23 protein-coding genes and 4 pseudogenes are annotated in these 24,062 nt (G+C 60.2%); 14 read left to right on the forward strand and 13 right to left on the reverse strand.

The annotated features are described in order from the left end of the window. Positions 1–115 precede the first annotated feature (115 nt). From RMP09_RS04525 to RMP09_RS04555, 7 genes are all read left to right on the forward strand, one after another. Positions 116–1,348: a glycosyltransferase family 4 protein gene (locus RMP09_RS04525; RefSeq protein ID WP_310564810.1), complete on the forward strand. Its 1,233-nt coding sequence runs from the start codon at positions 116–118 to the stop codon at positions 1,346–1,348. An 89-nt stretch (positions 1,349–1,437) separates the two neighbouring features. Then, entirely contained in the window at positions 1,438–2,178 is a 741-nt protein-coding gene (locus RMP09_RS04530; protein WP_310564811.1) for a hypothetical protein, read from the forward strand. Between the two features lie 182 nt (positions 2,179–2,360). Beyond that, positions 2,361–3,056 carry a ParA family protein gene (locus tag RMP09_RS04535; RefSeq protein ID WP_310564812.1) on the forward strand — a complete coding sequence of 232 codons (696 nt, stop codon included), beginning with the start codon at positions 2,361–2,363 and terminating at the stop codon, positions 3,054–3,056. A gap of 32 nt (positions 3,057–3,088) precedes the next feature. Continuing rightward, positions 3,089–3,304 carry a hypothetical protein gene (locus tag RMP09_RS04540; RefSeq protein ID WP_310564813.1) on the forward strand — a complete coding sequence of 72 codons (216 nt, stop codon included), beginning with the start codon at positions 3,089–3,091 and terminating at the stop codon, positions 3,302–3,304. Between the two features lie 353 nt (positions 3,305–3,657). Beyond that, positions 3,658–4,863, forward strand: coding sequence for a TolC family protein (locus tag RMP09_RS04545; RefSeq protein ID WP_310564814.1), 1,206 nt, complete (start codon positions 3,658–3,660; stop codon positions 4,861–4,863). Then, on the forward strand, positions 4,856–7,153 hold the full coding sequence (locus tag RMP09_RS04550) for a type I secretion system permease/ATPase (RefSeq protein WP_310564815.1): 2,298 nt from the start codon (positions 4,856–4,858) through the stop codon (positions 7,151–7,153). Before RMP09_RS04545 ends, RMP09_RS04550 begins: the two co-directional genes overlap by 8 nt. Beyond that, complete coding sequence (locus RMP09_RS04555; protein WP_310564816.1) at positions 7,150–8,346, forward strand: HlyD family type I secretion periplasmic adaptor subunit; 1,197 nt, start codon at positions 7,150–7,152, stop codon at positions 8,344–8,346. The genes RMP09_RS04550 and RMP09_RS04555 overlap by 4 nt, the downstream gene beginning before the upstream one ends. A gap of 100 nt (positions 8,347–8,446) precedes the next feature. Here the strand turns inward: RMP09_RS04555 and RMP09_RS04560 are convergent, their stop codons facing one another. The 4 genes from RMP09_RS04560 to RMP09_RS04575 form a co-directional block, all read right to left on the reverse strand. Next, the gene (locus RMP09_RS04560) at positions 8,447–8,863 is read right to left on the reverse strand and encodes an Hpt domain-containing protein (RefSeq protein WP_310564817.1); all 417 of its coding nucleotides are present in this window, start codon (positions 8,861–8,863) and stop codon (positions 8,447–8,449) included. A 102-nt stretch (positions 8,864–8,965) separates the two neighbouring features. Further along, positions 8,966–9,364: a hypothetical protein gene (locus RMP09_RS04565; protein ID WP_310564818.1), complete on the reverse strand. Its 399-nt coding sequence runs from the start codon at positions 9,362–9,364 to the stop codon at positions 8,966–8,968. Then, positions 9,361–9,714: a hypothetical protein gene (locus tag RMP09_RS04570; RefSeq protein WP_310564819.1), complete on the reverse strand. Its 354-nt coding sequence runs from the start codon at positions 9,712–9,714 to the stop codon at positions 9,361–9,363. The genes RMP09_RS04565 and RMP09_RS04570 overlap by 4 nt, the downstream gene beginning before the upstream one ends. 37 nt (positions 9,715–9,751) lie before the next feature. Further along, positions 9,752–10,201, reverse strand: coding sequence for a hypothetical protein (locus RMP09_RS04575; protein WP_310564820.1), 450 nt, complete (start codon positions 10,199–10,201; stop codon positions 9,752–9,754). 589 nt (positions 10,202–10,790) lie between these two features. Between RMP09_RS04575 and RMP09_RS24030 the strand changes: the two are divergent. The 5 genes and pseudogenes from RMP09_RS24030 to RMP09_RS04595 form a co-directional block, all read left to right on the forward strand. Then, positions 10,791–10,928, forward strand: a pseudogene (locus RMP09_RS24030) (IS5/IS1182 family transposase); the annotation flags it as partial. A gap of 252 nt (positions 10,929–11,180) precedes the next feature. Continuing rightward, positions 11,181–11,333, forward strand: a pseudogene (locus tag RMP09_RS24035) (IS5/IS1182 family transposase); the annotation flags it as partial. Positions 11,334–11,713: 380 nt separating this feature from the next. Further along, complete coding sequence (locus RMP09_RS04585) at positions 11,714–11,911, forward strand: transposase (RefSeq protein ID WP_310564821.1); 198 nt, start codon at positions 11,714–11,716, stop codon at positions 11,909–11,911. Positions 11,912–12,179: 268 nt separating this feature from the next. Continuing rightward, positions 12,180–12,620: pseudogene (locus RMP09_RS04590) on the forward strand (IS3 family transposase); the annotation flags it as partial. 44 nt (positions 12,621–12,664) lie between these two features. Further along, a pseudogene (locus RMP09_RS04595) lies at positions 12,665–13,019 on the forward strand (integrase core domain-containing protein); the annotation flags it as partial. On the opposite strand, the gene RMP09_RS04600 reads toward RMP09_RS04595, so the two are convergent. The 3 genes from RMP09_RS04600 to RMP09_RS04610 all read right to left on the reverse strand — a co-directional run bounded on the left by RMP09_RS04600 (position 12,991) and on the right by RMP09_RS04610 (position 15,876). Then, entirely contained in the window at positions 12,991–13,635 is a 645-nt protein-coding gene (locus RMP09_RS04600) for a response regulator (protein ID WP_310564822.1), read from the reverse strand. The pseudogene RMP09_RS04595 and the gene RMP09_RS04600 overlap by 29 nt on opposite strands. A gap of 1,073 nt (positions 13,636–14,708) precedes the next feature. Continuing rightward, complete coding sequence (locus RMP09_RS04605; RefSeq protein WP_310564823.1) at positions 14,709–15,137, reverse strand: hypothetical protein; 429 nt, start codon at positions 15,135–15,137, stop codon at positions 14,709–14,711. A 10-nt stretch (positions 15,138–15,147) separates the two neighbouring features. Continuing rightward, positions 15,148–15,876: a hypothetical protein gene (locus RMP09_RS04610; protein WP_310564824.1), complete on the reverse strand. Its 729-nt coding sequence runs from the start codon at positions 15,874–15,876 to the stop codon at positions 15,148–15,150. A 164-nt stretch (positions 15,877–16,040) separates the two neighbouring features. Between RMP09_RS04610 and RMP09_RS24040 the strand changes: the two genes are divergently transcribed. Next, positions 16,041–16,310: an SOS response-associated peptidase family protein gene (locus tag RMP09_RS24040; protein WP_409559684.1), complete on the forward strand. Its 270-nt coding sequence runs from the start codon at positions 16,041–16,043 to the stop codon at positions 16,308–16,310. A 17-nt stretch (positions 16,311–16,327) separates the two neighbouring features. Next, positions 16,328–16,642, forward strand: coding sequence for an SOS response-associated peptidase family protein (locus RMP09_RS04615; RefSeq protein ID WP_310564825.1), 315 nt, complete (start codon positions 16,328–16,330; stop codon positions 16,640–16,642). 94 nt (positions 16,643–16,736) lie between these two features. Here RMP09_RS04615 and RMP09_RS04620 read toward each other — a convergent pair whose 3' ends face one another. From RMP09_RS04620 to RMP09_RS04645, 6 genes are all read right to left on the reverse strand, one after another. Continuing rightward, on the reverse strand, positions 16,737–16,982 hold the full coding sequence (locus tag RMP09_RS04620) for a helix-turn-helix transcriptional regulator (protein ID WP_310564826.1): 246 nt from the start codon (positions 16,980–16,982) through the stop codon (positions 16,737–16,739). Between the two features lie 106 nt (positions 16,983–17,088). Then, on the reverse strand, positions 17,089–18,081 hold the full coding sequence (locus RMP09_RS04625; protein WP_310564827.1) for an integrase domain-containing protein: 993 nt from the start codon (positions 18,079–18,081) through the stop codon (positions 17,089–17,091). 215 nt (positions 18,082–18,296) lie between these two features. After that, positions 18,297–19,115: an IS21-like element helper ATPase IstB gene (gene istB / locus RMP09_RS04630; protein ID WP_310564828.1), complete on the reverse strand. Its 819-nt coding sequence runs from the start codon at positions 19,113–19,115 to the stop codon at positions 18,297–18,299. Then, positions 19,105–20,625: an IS21 family transposase gene (gene istA, locus RMP09_RS04635; RefSeq protein WP_310564829.1), complete on the reverse strand. Its 1,521-nt coding sequence runs from the start codon at positions 20,623–20,625 to the stop codon at positions 19,105–19,107. The genes istB and istA overlap by 11 nt, the downstream gene beginning before the upstream one ends. Positions 20,626–20,733: 108 nt before the next feature. Further along, positions 20,734–21,357 (reverse strand): phage integrase N-terminal domain-containing protein, encoded by a 624-nt coding sequence (locus tag RMP09_RS04640; protein ID WP_310564830.1) that lies wholly within the window; start codon positions 21,355–21,357, stop codon positions 20,734–20,736. 1,542 nt (positions 21,358–22,899) lie between these two features. Next, complete coding sequence (locus RMP09_RS04645; RefSeq protein ID WP_310564844.1) at positions 22,900–23,913, reverse strand: IS30 family transposase; 1,014 nt, start codon at positions 23,911–23,913, stop codon at positions 22,900–22,902. Positions 23,914–24,062: the final 149 nt, after the last annotated feature.

The following is a 24,062-nucleotide window of genomic DNA, read 5'->3' on the forward strand; positions in this document are numbered from 1 at the left end:
GCCTGCTGCGTTTCCGCGTCCCCCGCTACATCCCACCCGCCCCCGGCACCGGCCGGCGTGGCGCTGCGTGGCGTTGCCTTTCGCCCCCCTTCCCCCCACCCGACCAGGAGACCCCATGAAAATCATGCTGTTTGCCAACACAGACTGGTACCTCTACAACTTTCGCGGTTCTTTGGCGCACGCACTGCGCGATGCGGGGCACGATGTGTTGCTTGTGTCACCCGCAGGCCCGTACGGCCCGAAACTACAAGCGCAGGGTTTTCGCTGGGTGTCTGCCCCCATGGACCGGTGCAGCCTGAATCCGCTGCGCGAGCTGGTGTTGATCAACTGGCTGCGCCAGCTGATGAACCGTGAGGCGGTGGACGTGGTGCACGGTTTCACCATCAAGTGTGCGGTGTATGGCTCGCTGGCCGGACGCCTGGCGCGCGGCAGTGGCGGCGTGCCTGCACGAGTGAGCGCGGTGGCCGGTCTGGGTTATGTATTCACAAACAACGCCCCCAAGGCAAGGGTGCTGCGGCCGGTGGTGCGTGGCCTGTTTCGGCTGGCGCTGGGTGGGTCACGGTCACGGCTGGTGCTGCAAAACCCGGACGATGTGACGCTGTTTGAACAGGCAGGCCTGATCGCGCCCGAACGTGTGCGCCTGATCCCGGGGTCGGGTGTGGACTGCGTGCGCTTTCACCCGGCTGAGCCGACCGAGGCCGATGCACGACCACGCTCGCTGCGCGTGCTGTTGCCGGCCCGTTTGCTCTGGGACAAGGGTCTGGCCGAATACGTGGCCGCAGCCCGTGCGTTGCGCGCCAGCGGGCGGTCGATTCATTTCTTGCTGGCGGGCACCCCCGACGCCGGCAACCCGGCCACGGTGCCCGAAGCCACGGTGCGCGAATGGGAGGCCGAGGGCGTGCTGAAGTGGCTGGGCCACGTGAACGACATGCCTGCGCTGTACCGGGCGGTGGATGTGGTGGTGCTGCCCAGCTACCGCGAAGGTCTGCCCAAGGGCTTGATCGAGGCGGCTGCCTGCGGCCTGCCACTGGTCACCACCGACGTGCCCGGCTGTCGCGAGGTGGTGAGCGATGGGGTGAACGGTTACTTGGTACCGGCTAAAAACGCGAACGCCCTGGCACAAGCCATGGCCCGGATGCACGACGACCCGGCCGAGCGGCAGCGCATGGGCGCGGCTGCTCGCGCGCGTGTGCTGGCCGCATTTGACGAGCGCATCGTCATTCGGGACACGCTGGCGGTTTATGCGGAGCTGCTGGACATGGACGGTGGAACACCCACAGGTCCACAGGCGCTGATGCCTCTGAGCAACGCCAAGACCCACACCACACCACAAGGCCAGCCTGCGTGACCCAGCACAACGCGGAAGATCCCGACCAGCCCGACAACACTGCCGCAGCCCATGGCCCACACCGCGGCCCAGAAGCCCAAGGAATGGGAATGGCCCTGGACAACGAACACCCGGCGGCGTTCGATGCCCTGCTGCAGGGGCTGATGGCCGACTTCAAGCCACAGGGCACGAGCGAGACGCTCATCGTGCAACGCATGGCACGCTGGGCATGGAAGCAGCAGCGCCTGGAAGAGCTGGAGCACCACAGGCTGGCACATGCCGCGCAGAGCCGGGTGACGCCGGCAGACATCTTCAAGAAGATGAATTTGCCGGCTGTGCCCGAGAAGGCCGTTGAACTGTTCGACGTGTTCGACACCGGGCATGGCCTGGACGACGACGCAGCACTGGAGGAAGTGAACGAACTGCTGGTCGAATGCGAAGACTTTGAACGGCTACCCGGGCTGCTGCTGGACCCGGCGCGGGGACCGACAGCGTTCCCACGGCTGTGGACCCGCGTGGTTCCGCCAGACTGGCAAGAGAACCCCGAATGGATGCACCGCCCGGACCGGAGCGGGGACCAGCCGGCGCCGGAGATCCTGCAAAAGGTGCGGACCTTGGTCGAGCTGACACGTCAGCACTTTGAAGCTGTCGCGTTTTTGGTGCGCAACCGCGATGGCATTCACAAGGCGCGCGCTGCCGTGCGCGCTGACAACGTGGCCGCAGCCTGGCATCTGGACCAATCGCACCGTCACCACACGCAGCTGGAGGAGCGGTTCGACCACGCGCTGGAGATCCTGCACCAACTGCAACAACGGCGCCCGCCACCGAAACCCGGCGCGGTCAGTGGCTGACGGGCGGCCCACGCAGGTGGCGGTGGCAGCCAACGGCCCAAGCACGCCACCAAAGTCGCGTTCCAGGATGACCCGAGGCGTGCCAGGCCCTAGCACCACAACGGTGGCATCCCGCGAAATTGATACACAAAAATATCAAACATATATAATATGACATTTATCACAATCTAAGAGGCAACCACATGCCAGCGATCGCAGTCGTGAATCGCAAAGGCGGTAGCGGCAAAAGCACGCTGTCCACCAACATCGCGGCGTGGTGCGCCCACCAAGGCTGGCAGGTCATGCTTGGCGACTCCGATCGTCAGCAGTCCATGCGCACATGGCTGCAGCGCCGTTCGCCAGCGCTGCCACACATCACCAGCTGGATGGTTGACAACAGCAAGATGTTTCGGGCGCCACGTGGCACGACCCACGTGGTTCTGGACACCCCCGGGGCGCTGCATGGTTACGAGCTGGCGAAGCTGTTGGTCCAGGTCAAGGCCATCGTGGTGCCTGTTGGGCCGTCGCTGTTCGATCGCGAAGCTTCTCGGCCCTTCATCCGTGAGTTGCTCAACCACCCGCGCGTGAGCAGCGGCAAATGCAGGATGGCGGTCGTCGGGATGCGCTGGCCAACTGGCGCGCTGGACGGCTGGCGGCGCGGCAGCGAGGAGGTGTGGGGACAGTCGCTACTGACCGTGATCCCCGACGACCCGCGGTACAGCGCGCTGCTGGACAGCGGGGCAAGCATCTTTGACGACCGCCCTGCCCCAACCCCACAGGACTGGGAGCACTGGGCGCCGCTGATGCAGTGGCTGAGCAAGTTCTGGTGCGATGTCCAGGCACAGGCAGCGGCCCCCGTCACACGCGCATGCCATCCACAAATGGACACCGTGAACTGAGCCGATGGCTCGCTTGTTTCAGGGGACGTTCGATGAAGTGCTTCTTTTTCCGCTACCTGATCCAGGACAGGCGTTTGGCCCCGGCAGAAACGGCATCGCGCGCCGTGGTGATCGTGGACCACCATGAAAGTCACGCGCGACAGCGGCTGCTGAAGATGCATCCCACAGCCAGGGTCGTGGAGGTGGTGCAGACACCATTCGATGCGGAGTGCGGACCGCATGACTTGCCCAGCAGGCGGCATGGTTGACTTCGTGGGCGGAGGGCCACCTTCACAGCATGCAGGCCTTTGTAGAGCGCCGGATGACCAGCAGTCACGCAACAAATACCACTTTCACCACATTGATTATTATTTTTTCACATTTAATCAGATATAAATGCCACTCTCATTTAAACAGAGACGGTGCGGCGGTTGGTGTCTGTTGACAACGGCTGCGGGTCGCCGGATTGCACAGCCTTCCAGAAGACAGCCAAGCCAAGCATGACCGATGAGCGCGAACAACCAGGACAGCGGTGGACAGATGATGATGGGCTGGTGGTGGCCGGTGTGACGGCGTTCGGTTGAGCATGGCGCCGCCCCGCCCCACATACCTCCCAGCGCTGTTGCTGTGCGTTGCCGCGGTTGGCGCCCAAGCGCGCGACTGGACGCTCACGCAGGTGCTGACCGAGGCGCAGTTCAACCACCCTTCCGTCAAATTGCGCCGCAGCGAAACGCGCGCAGCGGTTGCCGAGTTGCAGACCGCACATTGGGGCCGTTACCCCGCACTGAGCGCAGAACTCCAGGCCGGAAAAGGAGCCGACGAAGCGATTGCCCGTCTACAGCAGCCGCTGTGGACCGGCGGTCGCCTGACGGGCCAGATCAAGCGGGCCGAGGCCAACCTGGGCGCCGCTGAAGCCAAGGTGGAACAGGCTCGTCAGGCGATCCTGCTGGAAGCAGGGCAGGTTTTTTTTGAACATCTGCGCCTGAAGGCCCGGCTGCTGGCGGCACAAGCCAATGTGGCGGAACACCGCCGTTTGCAGGAGGTCATCGAGCGGCGCGTGCAGGCCGAGGTCAGCCCCGCCACGGACGCGACGCAGGCGCGGGCACGGCTTCAGCAGGCGATCTCGGAGCGCCTTCAATTCGAGCGACAGCTGGAAGCCTCACGTTCGACCCTGACGCAGATCGTGGGTTCGGATCCCGGCCAGCTGTCGATGCCGCGCGCTGTCCATCTGCAGGCGACGTCCATCGGAGACCTCCAGTCCGCGGCCTGGGCGCATTCGCCGGAGCGCCGTCATCTGCAGGCCCTGGTCGAGGCGGGACAGGCTGAGGTGGATACCACCCGGTCGGCCCTGATGCCGCAGGTCCACCTGAGTTACGACCTCAAGCTGGGCCACCTGCCAGCGGGCGAGGACAGAGGGCGCCTTTTCCTGGGGTTGTCCATGCAGACCGGCGCCGGGCTTTCAAGCCTGTCCACCATGGAGACGGCCGTGGCGCGCCAGCAGGCTGCGCGCGACGGGCTGGAACAGTACCAGCGACAGCTGGAACAAAGCGTGCGCGCCGGCTGGAACGAGTTCTCTTCGCTGTCTGAACAGCTTGAGCCGGCCCGCGCCCTGCTGGGTGCTGCTGACGAGGTGGTGGCCTCGTACTTGCGGCAGTTCCAGGTAGGCCGAAAAACCTGGCTGGACGTGCTCAACGCCCAGCGCGAGAAAACCAACGCCCGATACACGCTGGCCGACATCGAAGCGCCCTTGCTTCACGCCAAGCTGCGCCTGGTGGTGCTGGCGGGCTTGCTCCAGCCCGATGCCATGGGGGAGGTCATCCATGACTGACGAACACAACACATTGTCGGGAGACGCCCTTGAGCACCCCGCATCCGTACAAAGCCCGAAGGATGCGGTGGACGAAATCCAGCTCACCTGTGCAGGCCTGCTGTCGCGCCTGGCGGCGTTGCTGGGAACCGCCTTGCCCGAGCACCGTTTTTCCATGCTGGTGAACACCACGGAGGGCGTGGCGTTGTCTTCGCTGGGGGTCGCGCAGCGGGCCGTCGAAATGTGGCGGTGCCGGTTTCCCGGTGCCGACACGCGCGAGACGACGGCCACAGCACTTCAGCCAGGTGATTTCCCGGCCCTGTGGGTGGACGGCGAAAGCCAGCGCGTCTTGCTGTTGCGGGGCAAGCTGGCATCTGGTGTGCTGGCGGCCGAAGATGCGCGGGGTCGGGCTTGTCAGATCACCCCCAGCACGGCAAGCAATGGACAGGTGCTGTGCTTGCACACTACCCCGGTCGCCGAAGACGGCGGCGAGGTTGGCGCCCCCAAGTCGGCCAGCCAATGGTTTGCCTACGCCATCCGCAAGCACCGGCGCATTTTTTATGAAGCCGTGTTCGCTACGTTCGTGATCAGCAGCGTGGGGCTCATGACCTCGCTGTACACCATGCAGGTCTATGACCGTGTGGTCCCCACCAAGGGCTATGCCACGCTCTGGGTGCTCACCGCGGGTGCGCTGCTGGCCATTGGGCTGGAGTTCTTGATGAAGCAGGTCCGGGCCCACATGGTGGACCAGGCATCCAAGGCCATCGATCTTGAGCTCTCGGCCGTGTTCTTCGGCAAGGCGCTGGACATTCGCATGGACGCACGCCCGGCCACGGTGGGCACCTTTGCATCACAGATTCGCCATTTCGAATCGGTGCGCCAGTTCATGACCACGTCGACCCTGTTCGTCATGGCCGACGTGCCATTCGCCCTGTTTTTCGTCGGGGTGATCGCCCTCCTGGCAGGCCCTGTGGCGGTCGTCCCGCTGGTCATGATCCCGACGGCGGTGCTGGTTGGTTTCATGTTTCGCAAACCCATCGAGCGGCTGAGCACCGCCAACATGGCCGAATCCAACCGCAAGAGTGGCCTGCTGATCGAAGCCATCGACGGCATCGAGTCTGTCAAGGCCTGCGCTGGCGAGTGGAAGATGCTCGACCGCTACCGCAACCTCAGCGCGTCGATGGCCGACAGCGAGTTGGCGTTGCGCACCATCACCAGTCGCGGCACCAACCTGACCCAGGTCCTGCAACAGCTGAGCTATGTCGGCTTGATCGCCGCAGGGGCTTACGCCATCACGGCGGGCGAGCTGACCATGGGGGGTCTCATCGCCTGTTCCATCATCAGCGGCCGGGCCCTGGCCCCCATGGCCCAGATTCCACAGCTCATGATTCAGTGGAAGAGCGCGCAAATCGCACTCAAGTCCCTGGATGACATCATGGCCATGCCCAGCGACCGCGATGCTGCACAGCGACTGGTGGTGCCCGAGCAGTGTCAGGGCCACTTGCGTCTGGACCAGATCAAATTCCACTATCAACACCAGCAGCCGGCGTTCGAAGTGGCGGCGCTCGAATTCCGTCCAGGGGAGCGCGTTGCGATCATCGGCGCAGTCGGCTCGGGCAAGACCACCTTCATCAAGTTGCTCTCAGGCCTGTACAAGCCGGGCGCCGGCCAGGTCTTTCTGGATGGCGTGGAAATGCAGCACCTCGCCCCGGAGTACATGCGGCAGCACATTGGCTATCTGCCGCAGGACGTGCGGCTGTTCAATGGCTCTCTGCGCGACAACCTCACCCTGGGTCTGCCCACTCCCAGCGACGCGACGATCTTGGCGGCCTGCCGACTGACCGGCCTGGACCAGGTCATCCAGGCGCACCCCAAGGGCCTGGAATTGGACATATCCGAAGGCGGCCGCGGCCTGTCGGGTGGACAGCGTCAACTCGTCGGCCTGACGCGCATGCTGATCGCACAGCCCAACATCCTGTTGCTCGACGAGCCGACCGCGTCCATGGATGCGCAGCTTGAAGCCAAGGTGATGCATCACCTGTTCCAGAAGATTGCCCCGGACGCCGTGCTGGTGGTCGTGACCCACAAGCCGGCCGTGCTTTCAGAGGTGAACCGGATCATCGTGGTCGATCGGGGGCATGTGATGCTCGACGGGCCGCGCGACGCCGTGATCGAAAAGCTGCGCCAATTGCAGATGGCAGCCAAAAACCGTGCGGCCGTTGGTGCCATGCGCCCCGTCACACCGAATTCCGCCACCGCCGCGCCGGCCCACACACCCGCCCGTTCACTGCACGAGGAAACACTCACGTGAAACCCACACCCCACAGGCGAAGCTCACACCGGGCGGCCTCTTTGGCTGCAGATCTGCACACCTCCCGTCGCCTGATGTGGATGACCGCCCTCACACTGGGCTGCTTTCTGGCTTGGGCGCACTGGGCCGAGATCGACGAGGTGACGCGCGCTCCTGGCTCTGTGATTGCCAGTTCCCGCACGCAGTTGATTCAGTCCCAAGAAGGCGGCGCACTCGAATCCGTGCTGGTTCGGGAGGGGGACATCGTAGAAGCCCAGCAGATCCTGGCCAGGATCGAGAAGACCCGAGCCGAAACCGCCTACCTCGAAACCCGGGCCAAGGCGGCCAGCCTGACCGCCACGATGGCGCGCTTGCAAGCGGAGGTTTTCGGTGGCACACCCAACTTTTCAGCAGCACTGCGCACCGACTACCCAGACTTGGTGGCAAACCAGCGCATGCTACTGCGCAAACGCCAAGCCGCTTTGCAAGAGGAAGCACAGGCCATCAACACCATGGTGCAACTCGTTCAACAAGAACTGGACATGAATCTGCCACTGGTGGCCTCAGGCGACGTCAGCAAGACCGAGATCCTGCGCCTTCAGCGGCAGATCGCCGACATGAAGTCCCAGATCACCAACAAGCGCAACAAGTATTTTCAAGATGCGCAGGCCGAACTGAGCAAGGTACAGGAAGACCTGCTGGGCGTGGAACAGTCACTGGCCCAGCGGCATGACGTGCTGGCGCAAACCGAGCTTCGGGCGCCCGTGCGCGGCGTTGTCAAGAACGTGCGCATCACCACACAGGGCGGCGTGATCCGCCCTGGCGAAGAAGTCATGCAGATCGTCCCGCTGGAAGACGATCTGCTGATCGAAGCCAAGCTGCGCCCAGCCGATATCGCATTCATCAAGCCAGGTCTGGACGCACGCGTGAAAATCGATGCCTACGATTACACAATTTATGGCGATTTGCCCGGAAAGCTTGACTTCATCAGTGCCGACACACTAACTGAGGACCTTCGGCAGGGAGAGGCGCCCTATTACCGCATGCGTGTGAGAACAACTGGCCGGCAGTTCAGCGGGCGCCCTGATGCCACCTTGGAAATTTTGCCGGGTATGACCGCAACAGTGGAAATCATGACCGGTCGAAAGACCGTACTGCAGTATATCGCCAAGCCCATTGTGAAGACGCTCAACGAGTCAATGGCCGAAAGATGACAGATGAAAATTTCCGCCCCCCCAAAACCAAGACATATGCATCGATATGTTGCAGCGCATCGCCTGACGACCTGTCATTCGGCACACCCATCTGCACAGGCTATTGAGAACACCCCGACTGGGTGTCGCATTTGATTATAGATTCCGCCCCTTGAAAATTCGAGGCAATCTTATTCACCTCCTCTTCCATTTCGCCAATATTGCATAGTACCTCCTTCAAAAGTGGAACATTGACGGCGATATCACTGTGCTTCAACGCAGACTCCAGCTGACCGATGTCCTCTGCAAGATCAACAGCTCCCATCATTGCGCAGCACCCTTTCATTTTGTGTAGGCTGGCGGACAGGGCTTGCACATCTGAATGAACCAATTCATCCCGAACCTCTGCGCGCAAATTTCGAACCATTCGGGCAAATGCCCCAGCCACAGCGGGGAATATACTCAAATCATCATAGAGTCGCACAAACAAATCCAGATCAATATGATGATGCTTTAAGCCGAACGAACTAGATGCCATTGAATTACCTCAAGATCCAAAGCCGAATCACCAAGACCCATATAAACCCATACTGGAGCATGCATTGACACAGGTAGCTTTTCGAAAAGCAGAATAAGCAGATCAGAAACTTTGCTTGGCGAAAAGCCCACTCAATGCCAACTCGCCGACTCGAGCAGCCCTTTTTCGTGGAATCTTCACGAAAAGTTGTTCGTCTGCAGACATCCGTATTTCCAGCGCCACCGACCGACGGGGGGCACTGCTGATGGTCAATAGACGTCCATCCTCCAGATCTACCAAACCAAGCCGAATATCAATGTCATGATCTGCCTGCGAAAGACAGCGGATGGACTCATTCCCTGCGATCGTGCACTCTCCGGGCGAAGCCGAAAAGACATCGGGAACACTCAAAGCCACCTGTTTGATGCTGCAGGACACCGATGCCAACTCATGCTCCGGCAGGACTGCACACCCTGTCGTGAACGCCGCCATCATTGCGGAAATCAAATAGAGACGAGTCATACCGCGTAGTACAACCTGGGAACAGGCTGGCCAGGACCTTCATGTGTCTGTACCAACGTCAGAGTCGCGGGCCTGGCGCTGCAGTACTCCACCCGATAGGCGCCAAGCTGTCCAGCGACTTCGGCATCCACCCCTCCGCTCAAGGTAAAGATTGCCTGTGCAACTTCATCACCGGATAGCCGCTCATCCGCCCTGAACTCCATACTTTCAAATCCAATCCAATGCCCAGCCGAAACGGACCCAAAGTAATAAACGATCGACCTTTCATACCCGGTGGAATGCAAGGCATCGCCTTCAATACTGGGAAATACATCAAACTTTTCAGCCCATGGAAATTCTGAGATCAACATACACGAATGCCGGCTTTATGCAGAACATGGAACATATCTAAAATTCATCTTGCTCAAACACCAATTGATTCTTAGAAACCAACTCAGGCTCCAAATCCTGCTGATCACGACCAACAAAATCACGCAAAATAACCCGAATAAAATCATCTGTAGATACAACATCACGAAATGACGAAAGCTCGACAAAATCCTTCAATCGACCCCAGAGCACCACCTTCAAATTCAAATCCAAAACTTTCACTATTAACTCAAAAACCCTATCGATATCACCAAACCGAACGCACCCAAGATCGTCAAGCACCACAACATCCAAGCCGGCTCGCACCAGTTCTGGCAAAAATGTCAACAATGAATTCAGCCGATCAACATTTCGTTTCAATGCGTTTTCAGAAAAACCACTACCACACACAGGCGATCGACGGCAAGAAGACGCTCGAGTGATTGAGCAAATGAATTTCTCCAACTCGATATGGAGATCAGAAAACACCTCATCAAAGCCTCCGCGCCCCAGAGCGGACACCTTGATGTAGTTCGATTTTTTTCTTGCACGACTCCTGCTCATTGTTCAGCCTACGTGAATCTGGAAATCATTTTTCCACCGCAACAATGCGCATCAAAGCTCTCATAAAAGTCGAGTTAGCGACGTAACCGGTTTCTGCGACTCATGCATTGCATTGCTTGTGTTATCAGACAAGTGGGCAGGTATCTTGATGCCCAGGCGCCATGATCACTTTCCACCTATACAGCGAACCCCACCGATGGGCTCAGCACCAACCGAAGAAGCTTCTTGAATAAAGCAAATTGATATCACAAATGATTTGTCATTTAAATAACAACATACTATCATTAATCTATTTTAACTTTATAGCACGCAATATCAAAAAGATCAACATTAGTATTTAATGACTATTTATTGATTTGGTATTTTTAAATTTAGTACTTTTAAATCATTAATACAATAATGAAAACAAAAATCCTGCAACAGGATCAGCAGATCCAAACTGCTGCAGCGTGTTTAAATTAAGAAAGATCTGCAGAACCTCGGCATCCCAGGCCCGATGTGAGACAGAGAGGACATGAAACAGGTGAGCCTCGGCGCGAGCGGATTCGAGCGCAAGACCGAGAGCACGGGTAAGCGCGAGTTCCTGACGAGATGAGCCTGTTGGTGCCGTGGGCAGATCTGTTGTCGTTGATTTCGCAGCCCGCGCCGCCCCTGGCACCAAGTGCCGACACCCTCCGTCAGCAGTGAGACCATGCTGCGCATCCACCTCATTCATGTAGCAGTGATTCAACCTCTAGGGTCCGGCGATGAAGGAAGCGCCGCCCGACATGGCGCTGTGGGCAAACGGGAAGAGACGCAAGAGATCAACGTCTACTGGCGCGTAGCCATGCGCCCGGGCAAACGCAAAGTACTGGACAAGAACTCCCCGATGGGCGCGATCATGGACAAGCTGGTGCAGGCCCAGGCGCGCATTCGGACCAAGGTCAAACACCCGTTCCGGGTGATCAAGCGCCAGCTCGGGCATGCGAAGGAGCGCTACAGCGGGCTGACCAAGAACACCACGCAGTTGCACACGTTGTTTGCACCGTCCAACCTGTGGATGGTGCGGCGCACGCTGCGGCAGACGATAAGAGGATGGGCGCGTCTTCGTGCGGCCAGAAGGCCGAGAATCGGGTCGAAAACGCCCTTCGAAGCGACCTTTTGGGCCGGAAATTGACATCATCCGAAATCAATTGCATCAACTCACGCCGTAGCGGGTGTTGTGCAGACGTTCCTTAGTAGTATGCGGTTTTATTTATCATTTGAATCACTATAAATATATATAACAGTATAAAATTACAAAATCGATCTGACACATAGTCATTTCGTCTATGGATCGTGCTCAATTTCCCGGTCGAGGCCGAAGGGCCCCAACGAAAAGCAGTGGGAAACTTGACGCAAGCCTGGCCTCAAGGCCCTTGTTGTGAGGTTGGCAGGAGCAGGTCAGCATGTGTCCATATGCAAGACAGTGGACATACCCCCGAGTGGAACGGCCCGAAGGTTGAGCGCCCCCTACACAACGGCAAGCACATCTATTTGTCAGCCTTCAAGGCTTGGCTGGTCGAGCAGGCCAGCAGACTAGGTGCCTCCGTCTCTGGTCTGGCGCTGCGCAACGGCGTCAACGCCAATCTGCTGCGTCACTGGATGAGACTGTGACATTGGCAGCCCAACACCTCGGCGTTGTTGCCAGTCACCGTTCTCGCAGAGCAGCCATGCTCCGAGGTTGTGGCGTCTCCCATGCCCACAAGAGTCCACGTGGGCGGTGGAGATCGAACTGTGCAGTACCGTCATCCGCCTGAGCGGTCAGGTCGATGCCGCGCAACTGAGGACGGTGCTGCCCGCGCTGCGCTCATGATCGGCTTGCCAGCGAACACGCTGGTGTGGATCGTGGCTTGTCAACGACGGTCGAAATCGTCCGCACCCCCGCGCCTACGTGGAAGAGATCAGTCCAGCATCCGACAACGTGCTGAACCGAGATTTCAGCTCCGACGTGCCGAACGCCGAGTTGGTCAACACGATGCTGGACGCTGCGATCGACAAGGTCGCAGCCAGTGGCGAGCGGCCCGTAATGCATTCCGATCGGGGCGGCCACTATCGGTGGCCAGGCTGGCCGGCTCGAATCGCTGACGCCAAGTTGGTCCGCGCGACGTCACGCAAGGGATGCTCGCCCGACAATGCCGCCAGCGAGGGCTTCTTCGGTCGGCTCAAGACCGAGATGTTCTTTGCCCGCGACTGGCTTTCGACGACCATCGACGAGTTCGTCGCGCCGGTGGATGCCCACATCCGCTGTTACAACGAGGTTCGGACAAAGAGTCCACTGGGCTTCCACAGTCCCACTGAGCATCAGCGGTGTCTGGGGTTCGCTGCACAACCAGTCCAAGAATTCGTCCACACCGGTGCTCAGTTTTCGGTGGGCGCCAACACACTAGGGAACATGAGTTCGATCTGCTGTGCGCAAGCCTGAACATTGAACATCGGCGGACTATGCCCAGAACGCCGCGCACCAATAGCATGGTCGAACGCTGCAATGGGCGCATTGCCGTTGTGCTGCGAAGCCACTGCCTCCAAAGCGGGCTGGACTTGGAGCAGACGCGGCTGCGGTACGTGGCCTTGTACAACCACAAACTGCCCCAGTCAACGCTGAAGTCCAGAACACCGATTCAGGCCATGAAGGACTGGTGTTGATCGGCCGGATCTGTTCGTCAAACGACCCTACGATCATCCGGGAGCGACATCTAGCGACTGGCAGCATCTCGCCAGGTAGCAGGCAAATCCCTATACAGCGAGCGAGCAACAACCATGGCATTCAAGAACCCATGCATCCATCGCATGTCCAGCGGCTTGTGCAAGACTGGTGTTCCCTCCGGAACCCCCCCCTTTGCTTCGATTTCCTCCGGTGTGAGTGAAGTGATCACAAGGAATGCGGTTAAAACGAAATCAGGGTTGGAACGCAACTTCCTCAAGAACTCAAAACCATCAACCAACGGAATACTCAGATCGCTGATCAATACATCTGGCTTGATTTTCCCGATATCCAACATCGCCTCAATCGCTGACGTCATAAATGTGCAGTCAATCGGCAAGTCCCATTTCGCCAAAGAACTGCGAATGAACTCTAGCGCAACCTCATCGTCATCCACGACAAGAACCCGGAGGTTCGGGCTTAAAACGTTGCCTGCATCTTTACTGCCATGCTTTTCCAAGTAAGCACGCAGCGAGGCCATAGAGATACGTCGATGCCCCCCCTTGGTCTTCCATGCGTCCAACTCCCCCCGTTCAGCAAGGCCTTGAACAGTTGCCACAGCAACGCCAAGCACCTTCGCCGCATAGAATGTTCCACAGACGTCTGCTGCGGGATCGCCAACACTCTTCAAAGTCATATTCTCAGAACCTCAATTGACACTTGTTAGATAAACTTACGGAATTTATTAAAATCAAAACCAAAATATGACAAAAGAGTATCACGCAAAAACAGGACGACAACATTCTCGAAAAACCAAGTCTTCATCAAGGTTTAATTATTATTAAAAATCACATGAAATGCATTCACCGATGTAACGAGACGCACATCAACTCAGATGGGATATTGATCGATAACCGACGAGTCGGGAAAAGGGAAGTAAAGAGGCCATCGAACAACAAGTGCTTGATGGTCCAAACATGCAGCCAATCAAATCCACAACATGTGGTCACGGGCACTAACCAAAAAACCTCAGGAAAGTCATGCCTTTAGCTTCGAATGCCCCATCTGAGGGTGCAATTGAATCACTGAGCCACACACCCAATAGCATACAAATATGACACAGCGCATCCAGATTTACACCTAACCGCTCACGAAAGCTCCACTCAAAATCTCAATACCGATGGCAAGTTTGCGGCGAGCAGTACTGTAGAGTTTTCTTGGAGTTCAGACAAGAGCATCATTCTCTTATCATTCAAATCAACACAATGATGTACAAATAATTTTCCTCACTTTTTGTGAGGTTTTTAGTTTGAACTAACCCCCCTGGCTGCCCGAGTATGGACACTTAGCACGGGCCCGCCGAAAACCTGTCAGTGTGCGCACCACCCGCCCAATGGCGACGCGCATCAAGCAAGTACCAAATGATCTGAGTTTCGCGTCGGCCTCGTATAGACACGGAGAGAAGGCGCATGATCTGAACTTACCGCCGGAGCTGCACTGGAGGTGGCACGCTTTCACAGACTCCAAGCACTGGGTTGATTCTCAAACCGTTTCGGTTGTTCTCTAGACGCGCCCGTCAACATGCTCGCCTAACTTGCTTGCTGGCTCCTTTCAAAGTTCAGGTCGGGAGTGCGGCGCCCGCCAGAGGTTCTACCAGCCCTCAATCCAGGTGAAGGCGCCACGCGGGTCTTCTTGATGCCATAGAGCATGAGAGGCTGGCATAGAGACCCAAAAGTCAGGTGCCGTACCATGGTGCGTCGCGCCGCAGACCTACCCCGGCGAAACGGAGCGGGCCGCCTGCGCGCACTGGGTGCGCCGGGCATCGCACACATAGGTTCGCCCGCTGACGCGGCGCTCCTGCACCAGCGGTGCGCCCAAAGGCAGGTTCAGAGGGTCGTGCAAGGCCACGAAGCCGGTGCTGGTTTTGAGCACCAGCACCACGGGCTTGAAGCCCGCCGGCTTTTGCACCGGGCGCAGGTCTTGCAGCGTACCGATGGGGCTGCTGCTGACGACCTGTGCGTTGCGATACTGCTCCCACCCATAGACGGCCACGAGCAGTATCGGCATGGCCAGCCCGGCCAGGAACCAGCGCTTGAGCGAGCGGGTGTTGGCCGCCAGACGCATCTGCAGGGCGGTGTGCTGGGCATGTTCGGCCGCCCGCCAGGGAATCGGGCTGGGGGTTTGAGTGTCGTCGTGCACGCGGCCCTCCTCATTCATGGCGATCATCGGGGTCGGTACAGAACCAGCCCGTGGCCGGAATCCAAAACTCGTTCAAGCGCAATTGTGAAAGGTGCAAGGCCGTGCCCAACCGGCCGAGTTGCCGGGCCTTGCAACCTTCATTGCCACCGTCTCCGATCAAGGCACGCATGGCCCGCCCTTGAACCGCACTGACACTGAGCATGGCCTTGATAGCGCAGTCCACCAGCTCGGCCGTCATGTCACGCGCCTGCACCAGGTCTTCAAGCTCCCGGCCTTGGGCTTGCACCGAGGGGTGAGACAGGTGAAAGATACCGGCCGGACAAGCCCAGGCCGCGATGTAGGCCAGCTCCTGGTCCTTGGGAAGCTTCTGCAAGGCGTGCGAGCGCCGTGCTTTCTCGGCCGCGCGCTTGGCCTCCACCCAAGGCAGGGCCTCCAGGCGACGCCCGCCTCGCTGGAACGCCAGCCCCACCGGGTCTTGCCGGACCAGGGGCTGAAAGTAACTTTCCACAAGGAGGTCGTCAGAGAGAAAGCTGTCCACGAAGCGCGCCGTGGCTGGGTGATGCAAAGGGCCGATCTCACACAACAGATAGCCCCGCAGGGTTTTGACGGCCATGGAGTTCAGACGCCGAGGGTCATCGCGACGGAAAAATTCCGGAAGCGCACTGATGTCCACACGCGCAGCCTCGGTTGCTCGTATGGAGGAAGGATCGGGATGGGATGCGTCTTGGTTCATCTGCATGCTTTTCGGTAGAGGTGATCGGGCAAGGCTCCGCCCTGCCCTGCTGCTTGGGCCGTTGAAAATTTCAGGGAAATCGAAGCGGGTGCTGGCCGGGGATGTCGGCGGGGGTCGGGCTTGGCCCTCAGGGTGAGCGACAGCCTTGTGCGCAGGTGCTTGGTGAGGTCATGAAACCAGAATCTCACAAGTCCGCAAAAGTTCAAGCCCCCGTTGCCGGGTATGCATGTTGGCGCCGACCGAAAACTGAGCCACTGTGGCTCCAATTTGGATCGGCACCGACAGCAGTGCCGACACGGGAGGCTGTTGCCGGCCTTTACAGCCTGATGCCACACTGGGCCACCGACCTGTCCATCAGTCGCCACACCTACAACGCCCGCACAGAGACAGTGGCGGAGAAGCCGAACTTCCGGGATGCCTGGCGGCATGGGCAGCACTGAATCGTGCCGACCGAGGCATGTACGAACCGGACTGGCGCAGCGGGAAAGCGGTACCCACACGCATCGCCCGCCAGAACGACAAGCCGATGGGCATGGCCGGGCTGTGGACCAGCAACCGCAAGGCCACGGGTCAGGAATTGCCGAGCTTCACCTTGCTAACCATCAACGCCGATGGCCACGAGATCTTCGGGCACCTGCACAAGCCGCAGGACGAAAAACGCATGGTGGTCATCCTGGGTGAAGATCAGTACGACGCTTGGCTTCATGCGCCGATGGCTGGTTCGATAGATTTCATCAAGCCATACGCGGCAGCGGATTTGTCGACGCGCTGACGAACTGTGCGCGTGGCGAGGTCTGGCAGCTCGGAACGGATCACGACGAAGTCGTTGCCCGACACGAGCGCTGCGAATGCACTTCAGATACAAATCAGGAAATTGAAACGTGCTTTTGTCGTGCGGCATGAATGCTCGCCACTTTCGAACGAATTTGTTCGTCAGTGGGGCCTGCCGCCATGAATAAGATCATGTCTTCGACTTCATAACAGAACCATCGACCGGTTCGAGGCGCAATTTTTATAGCCTTGGGCCACAAGCCCGCTTTCATTTTCGCGTACATCGCCGATCGGCTGATTTTCAGCCGATTGATAAGCTCTTTGAGGTCAATCAGGTTCATTTGCGTACTGCTCCTTCACAGCAGTAATCATGCGCCACCGGTCTTCGAAGGACCCGAACGAAACCCCCCTTTAAGAACACTTATCTCTTGGAGAACTGCAGATTTTTTAGTTTTTTTCAGCTTTACACGGGACAGCCTTGGGTTGCTCAACGCTGGCCCGCCACAAACCGGGCAGTTCCAGGCGCTCGCAGGCTTCGTCCGACCCCTGCGGAACCAGCGATTCGGGCGCCAGGGTGGCAAGGTGGCCCACTGCCCGCGTCGCCGCGGCCGCCACAGCCAGAGCCGTCATGCCGATGGCCGTGTCCGCCTCGGTCTGGTCCACGCCCTGCCCCACCTCTGCCCGGTAGGCAAGGGTCCAGGTGCCACGAAGAGGTTTGCCAGCGGCGACCGCTCCCACGGCCCACCAGCTGCTGGGGCCGCAGGCGCGAACGGCCGACAACACCAACGGGTTGTTCTCCAGCCGGTCGATCAGCCTGTTCAAGTTCTTGCGCTGGGTGTAGTCTAGGTGCCTCTGGGAGCCCAGGTAGGAAGCGCCGGCATCCTTTCGGCCGTGGCCCAGCTGCTCGGAAGTGATCTGCATGGCGCGGCGCACCAGATCCTGGTCATCGAGCCGGCCACCGTTGACCGGCGCCTCGACACCGGTGATCTGCTTGAACAAATCCCCGGCGAACTCGTGGCGCAGGCCGTGGAGCGTCACGCCCAGCTTGGACTTGCCGATACCGACTTTGCGGGCGAGGTTGTAGTAGCGGTTGACGGCCTGGGTCAACGACAGACTCGGCTTGGCCGAGAGCACGCCCCGGGAGTTGCGACGGGCGATTTCCTTGTCCTGCTCCAGCAACTCGCGCTTGCGGTGGGTGTCGATGGGCACCATCCGCGCCCGACCGCCCTTGGTGCCATCGGTGACGAACAGGTTCTTGCCCTGGTCGGCCGACATGGGCTTGAGCATCACCACCTCGCGCGGACGCAGACCGAAGGCAAGCTGGAGCCGCAATTGCAGGCCAGCGACGGAGCACTCCAGATCCATGCGCTTGCAAATCTCATCCGGATCAACACCGTTGGAGGTCCAGGCCTTGCTCTCGACCGCCGAGTAGCTGCGCATCGCCCGGTTGGGATCGAGTGTTGGCGCCGATTCAAATCTGACCAGGCGTGCCGATTGAATTTTGACCAGGGGCCTGCACCGGGCTCTTTGGTGCCCGGTTGTGGATAACTATACGGTCTCGCTGCTTCTTGAACCTCCTTCTCGCTGCGTTGTGGATGGCCGCCGGCAAGCCGCGAAGGGCGTAGCCCGCAGCGGCCTTCTGGCGGCCAGTCAATTCAGAATGGCTCGGGCTCTGTAGCCTGCAGGACCGACTTGCCTTTGTCTCTTGCCTGCTCACGTGCTTTGCCCTTGGCCTTGACCTGCGCTGAGCTGTGGCGGAACCGGTAGGACTCGTTGCCCGTCTCCACGATGTGGCAGTGGTGCGTCAGCCGGTCCAGCAGTGCCGTGGTCATCTTCGCGTCGCCGAACACGCTGGACCACTCGGCAAACGCCAGGTTGGTCGTGATCATCACGCTGGTGTGCTCGTACAGCCGGCTGAGCAGGTGGAACAGCAGCGCCCCGCCGGCCTGGCTGAACGGCAGGTAGCCCAGCTCATCGAGGATGAGCAGGTCCACATGCAGCAAGCTGGCAGCGATGCGCCCCGCACGCCCCTGGGTTTTCTCCTGCTCCAGCGCATTGACCAGATCGACCGTGGAGTAGAAGCGCACCCGTTTGCCGTGCTGGGTGATGGCGGCAATGCCTAGCGCGCTGGCCAGGTGGGTCTTGCCCGTGCCGGGGCCACCGATCAGCACCACGTTGTGGGCTTCGTCGGTGAACGCCAGGCTGGCCAGCTGACTGACCAGCACCCGATCCACCGACGAGGCCTCGAAGTCGAAGCCGGCCAGATCCCGGTGCATGGGGAATCGGGCCGCCTTCATCTGGTAGGACACCGAGCGCATCGCCCGGTCCACCCCTTCGGCCTGCAGCAGGTGCTCCAGCAGCCAGCGCGCGCTCTGCAGCGCCGCCGTCTCCCCTTGCCCCAGCAGATCATCCCAGGCGCTGGCCATGCCGTACAGCCGCAGGCTCTTGAGTTCGCTGGCAATCTCAGTTCGCATGACCGGCCTCCTGGGCGTCGGCGGCGCGCAGCCGGTCGTAGCGATGGGTGTCGGCGCGTGGCGCCTCGCGCAGCGCCAGGGCCGTGTCCGCCGGTGGCGGACGCTGCGGATCACTCAGGCGTGCCAGCACGTTGCGCACGTGCTCCACGCTGATGTGTCCGCTGGGTGTGGCGTGCTCGAGCACCAGTTCCACCGCCACCAGCAGCGCATCCAGCCCGGCCGTGGGCACCAGGGCCAGCACCTCCGAGAGCACCCGGTCGCCACCGGCGTGGCGCATCAGGGCATGACGCAGTTGCGCCAGCGGCCGGGGCATGTCGGCAAACGGCGCGCCGTTCCTCAATGCGCCGGGCTTGCGCTGCACCAGCTCGATGTAGTGCTGCCAGTCGAACACCGTCTGCCCCCGGTTGAGCACACGCTCGTGGCTGGCCACCAGCGCGTCCCCAGCGACCACGTCCACGCGCCCGGGATACAGCCGCGTGCTCACCATGTGCCCGGCCCACTCGCAGGGCACCGAGTAGCGGTTGCGCGCCACCGTCACCAGGCAAGTGCTGCTGACCCGCGCAGGGCGCTCCACGTAGCCGTCAAACGGCGCCGGCATGCCCATGAGGTGCTCGCGCTCGAGCTGCAGCACCTCGGCGATGCTCAGCTCCCGGTGCTGCGGGTGCGGCGTGTCCGTCCATACCGCCTTGCAGCGCTCGGCCAGCCAGGCGTTGAGTTCGGCAAAGTTGCTGAACTTGCGCTCTCGCGCCTCCAGCCACACCCGCCGCCGGCTGTCCTGCACGTTCTTCTCCACCACCCCCTTCTCCCAGCCCGAGGCCACGTTGCAGAAGTCCGCATCAAACAGGTAGTGGCTACACATGGCCGCAAACCGGGCGTTGACCACCCGGCCCTTGCCCTTCTTGACCTTGTCCACCGCCGTTTTCATGTTGTCGTAGATGCCCCGGCGGGCCACACCGCCCAGCGCCGCAAACGATCTCGTGTGCGCGTCAAACAGCATCTCGTGCCCCTGGCTGGGGTACGCCACCAGCCAGAACGCGCGCGAGGCGCACAGCTTCAGGTGCGCCACCTGCGCCTGGTGGTACACCCCGCCCACCACGATGCCTTCCTCGCTCCAGTCAAACTGGAACGCCTCGCCCAGCTCGAAGCTCAGCGGCACAAACGCCTTCGTGGTGTCCTTGCCCGAGTCCTGTCTCCACGCCCGGATGAAGTCCGTCACCGCGCTGTAGCCGCCCCGGTAGCCTTGGGCCTGGATCTGCACAAACAGCGCCCGCGCCGTGCGCCGCTGATCCCGTGCCCGGTGAGCATCCGTCTTGAGTGCCGCCACCAGCGTCGCCTCGAACGCCGAGAGCTTGCCCACCTTCTGCGCCCGCTCATACCGCGGCTCGGTCGCCGCCGGCGCCTTCAGCCACTTCTTGACGGTGTTCCTCGACAAACCCGTCTTCCTCGAGATCTCGCTGATCGAGACCCCATCGCGCATCTTCATGCGCCTGACCTTGCCAATCATGTCCATGGTGATCACCTCTTTTGCTCCTGCCAAAAAATTCAGCAGTCGCGTGATACACCCTGGTCAGTTTTGAAGCGGCACACCCACCTTCAGATGGTCAGTTTTCGGTCGGCGTCAACAGGGATCGAGCACCAGATCACGCAGGCGCGGGGCCATGTCGGGCTTACCGATCCAGGTCCCGAACCGCCTCAGCACCGTGTTCTTCTTCTGAAGACTCGACGCAGACAGACCCTCCGCCTCGTAGTGCCGAGTGAGCGCCGCCACATGCCGCGGACTGAACTCCCCGAGGTTTTGAAGCGGCATGTTCAGGTCGCTCAACTGCCTGACCATCACGCGCATCTGCACGATGTAGATCTCTTCGGTCTTGATGCCCACCGTGCGCTTACGACCGGTAGCGGCGGGGATCACGAAGTCCGTGAAGAACTCGGTGACCTGGCGCAGCGGATCGCCGGGGTAGAGCTTCTGGACCCGCGCCAGGACCTTCAAGCCCATGCCCGTTTCCTTTCGGATGGCCTTGAGGATCGGCGGGCCGCCACGGCTTTCCTTGCCACCCGCGCTCGAACGGCTCCTGCGGCCCTTAGCCGACTTGGCTGCCGGCGCATCCGGGGTGATCGCGAGTTGAAGACTCAACTGATCTTCCTCGCTCCACTTGGAGGAAGCCCGCGCCACTGGCGTTTTGCCATGCGGCGGCCTGCCCGGGGAGGGCAGCGGATCATTCGCAGCTTCGGTTCTCGACATAGCGTTTCGCCTTTCTCGGCATCTGGTTCCAGGCACCCTGCTCTTGGCTTCCCACCAGCAACAGCGGACAGCAAAGGGCACGGCACCCGGTTCCGGGTCACACATCTGGCTCAAAACACAAAACACAAAACGGAAACAGCAGTTGGGGGTTCTTCATGCGTCGCGAAGTCAAGCTTCTGGCCGACCACAAAGCGGGAGGTGTCGTTAGCACGCCTTCCTGCAAACCGTTTTCCAGACGGCTGCCTCTTCCATCCACAGGGGAGGAAGACACCTACAGCCAGAGACGGCGGCTGTAGGGGGTTGTTGATCAATTCAAGGAGATCAACCCTGCGTCACCCTCAATACGGGTAACGATGCATCTGTCTTTTCACCGGCCGCTGCTACGACTCGGTGCGCTACTCCCACTGGTACGCCGGCCGCTCGATGACATGCTCATAGGCATGCCCCTGCGGTAGCTTTCATGGCAAGTCGCAAGGATTCACCTTGCGCCTCCACGAAATCAGTGGGTAGGTACGACAGAACAAAAATCAGGAAACCATGGGGAATGCCATGGCCAGGCTTCCCATCCGCGAGCCAGCAAGGGCGGAATGGGGAGGTAGAGCTACATCGCTCCTGGTGTGCTAATGCTCAACCGCCCGAAAGGCAGTCAAGACTTGCGCTGCACCCGTAGAAGGGTCAGCAACCGTGTCCGCTCGATGTCAGTCGAGGGCGCTGTGGGACGAGAAGTCCCGAGTGAAGCCACACAAAGTTGGCAGGTCCTGAAGGACCACTGGCATTGACTGGCCAGACAGTTGTAAAGGCTGAGAACCGTCAGCTGCGGAGAGCTTTCGCCCCGGGGTGTCTTTCGACCGGCACTTTTTATTGGGGGATGTGCCCTCCCACTAAGGCTGAAGTTCGATCTTGCGATGCGGGTTTCATCAGCTACCCGTTTGGCCGCTTGGACCAAGTGCGCCAGATGATACAGCAGAAGAAGTTGAATCTGTAAACCGTGTTTGTAGTTTTCCACAGACAAGCGCGGTTTCACATTTTTTTCCCTTTGCATTGTTCGTTTTGAAACCATGCCGTGCGCCCAGTGTTTATGCGGGTTCCGCCGTCTCTCCCTCTGTACACCCCATGTGACGCACACTTTTTAAGCAGGGTGAAATTCGACCTTGGATAGCCTTCGAGGTGAAGAACCAGCAGAACCGAAGGCGATTAGGACGGGCTGACGCAGGAACTGGCGTCTGCTGCGCGCGGTGTTTGTTTGATCGGCTGACGCATTCAGTCGTCCTTGCGCCCGTAGGTGGACCACTGTGGCCCATTTGTGCCCAGATATGGTCACGCTCGGCCAATCCCGGGCCAATGTGGTCCACATCGGCGAGCCGCAACGCGCCCGCCTCGGATCGGTGGACCACTTTTGGCCAATCCTGCCCGCTTCTGGGCACTATTGGCCAACAATTGCCACTTCTGGTCCATGGCAGTTTGTGTGCCGTGCGACCGAAGCCTGGCCGACTCAGTTTTTTTACAAGGCGGATTCAAGTCTGAAGTGCAACACCCTGGGATTCAATGAACGAGGGTGGAATGCTGCGGGCTGTTGAGCAGAAGTTCCCGGTAGACCGCCAAGGGTGATCGTACGCCCAGCCCTTTCCTGGGCCGGTTGTTGATCTGATCGGCAATGGCGTCCAGTTGCTCCTGGCTGTAGCCTGAGAGATCGGTGCCCTTGGGCAGGTACTGGCGCACCAGTCCGTTGGTGTTCTCGTTGGAGCCGCGCTGCCACGGGCTGTGCGGGTCGCAGAAGTAGACCGCGATGTTCGTGCGACGGCTCAGCTCCTTGTGCATCGCCATCTCCCGCCCCTGGTCATACGTCATGCTCTGGCGCATGGGCGCAGCGATGCCCAGCAGCTTGTCAGAGAAGGCCTGCATCACGTTGGCTGCGCTGGCGGGCCTGAACTCGGGCAGCTTGATGAGCATGAGCAACCTGCTGGTGCGCTCGACCAGGGTGCCCACCGCTCTGGCGTTGGCCGCACCCTTGATCAGGTCCCCCTCCCAGTGTCCGGGGAACTGCCGATCCTCAATCTCGGGCGGGCGCAGGTGGATGCTCACCATGTCTGGGATCTGACCGCGCCGGTCCTGACCTTTGCTTCGGGGAACGCGCTTGTTGTGCGCGCGGCGCAGGGTGGCGATCAGCTCGCGCTTGAGCTCGCCCACGGGCTGGGCGTAGATGCAGTTGTAGATGGTCTCGTGTGACACGCGGTGCTCATGGCCTTTGGGGAAGATGGCAGCCAGTGTCAGGGCAAGCTGTTCGGGTGACCAGCGCTGGGCCAGAAAGTGGCGCATCAACCCGAACAGGATGCCATCACGATGGAGCTTGCTCGGTGGGCGGCCTTGCTGGCGCCGTCGTTGGGCGCAGGCTCGCGCAGTGGTGCTGGCGTAGCCTGCGGGCTGTATGTTGCGCCGAAGCTCCCGGCTGATGGTGCTCGGGAAACGCCCCAGGACTTGGGCCATGGCGCGAACGCTGTACTTCTGCTGGGCCAGACTGGCCAGCGTCACGCTGTCTTCCGGCTGGAGCTGTGATATCTCTTCGGTGCTGTGCTTTGCATCGGCGGACCTTACTCGGTGGCAGGTGTTGCACTTCAGACTTGAATCCGCCCAACTATCGACATGTAGTCGAGAGAAATCGGGTCGTATGAGGCCTTTGTCTTCCCCTCCCGAGCGTGCCCCCCCTC

The sequence above is a fragment of the Hydrogenophaga sp. genome (assembly GCF_031426985.1).
Lineage (GTDB): Bacteria > Pseudomonadota > Gammaproteobacteria > Burkholderiales > Burkholderiaceae_C > Hydrogenophaga.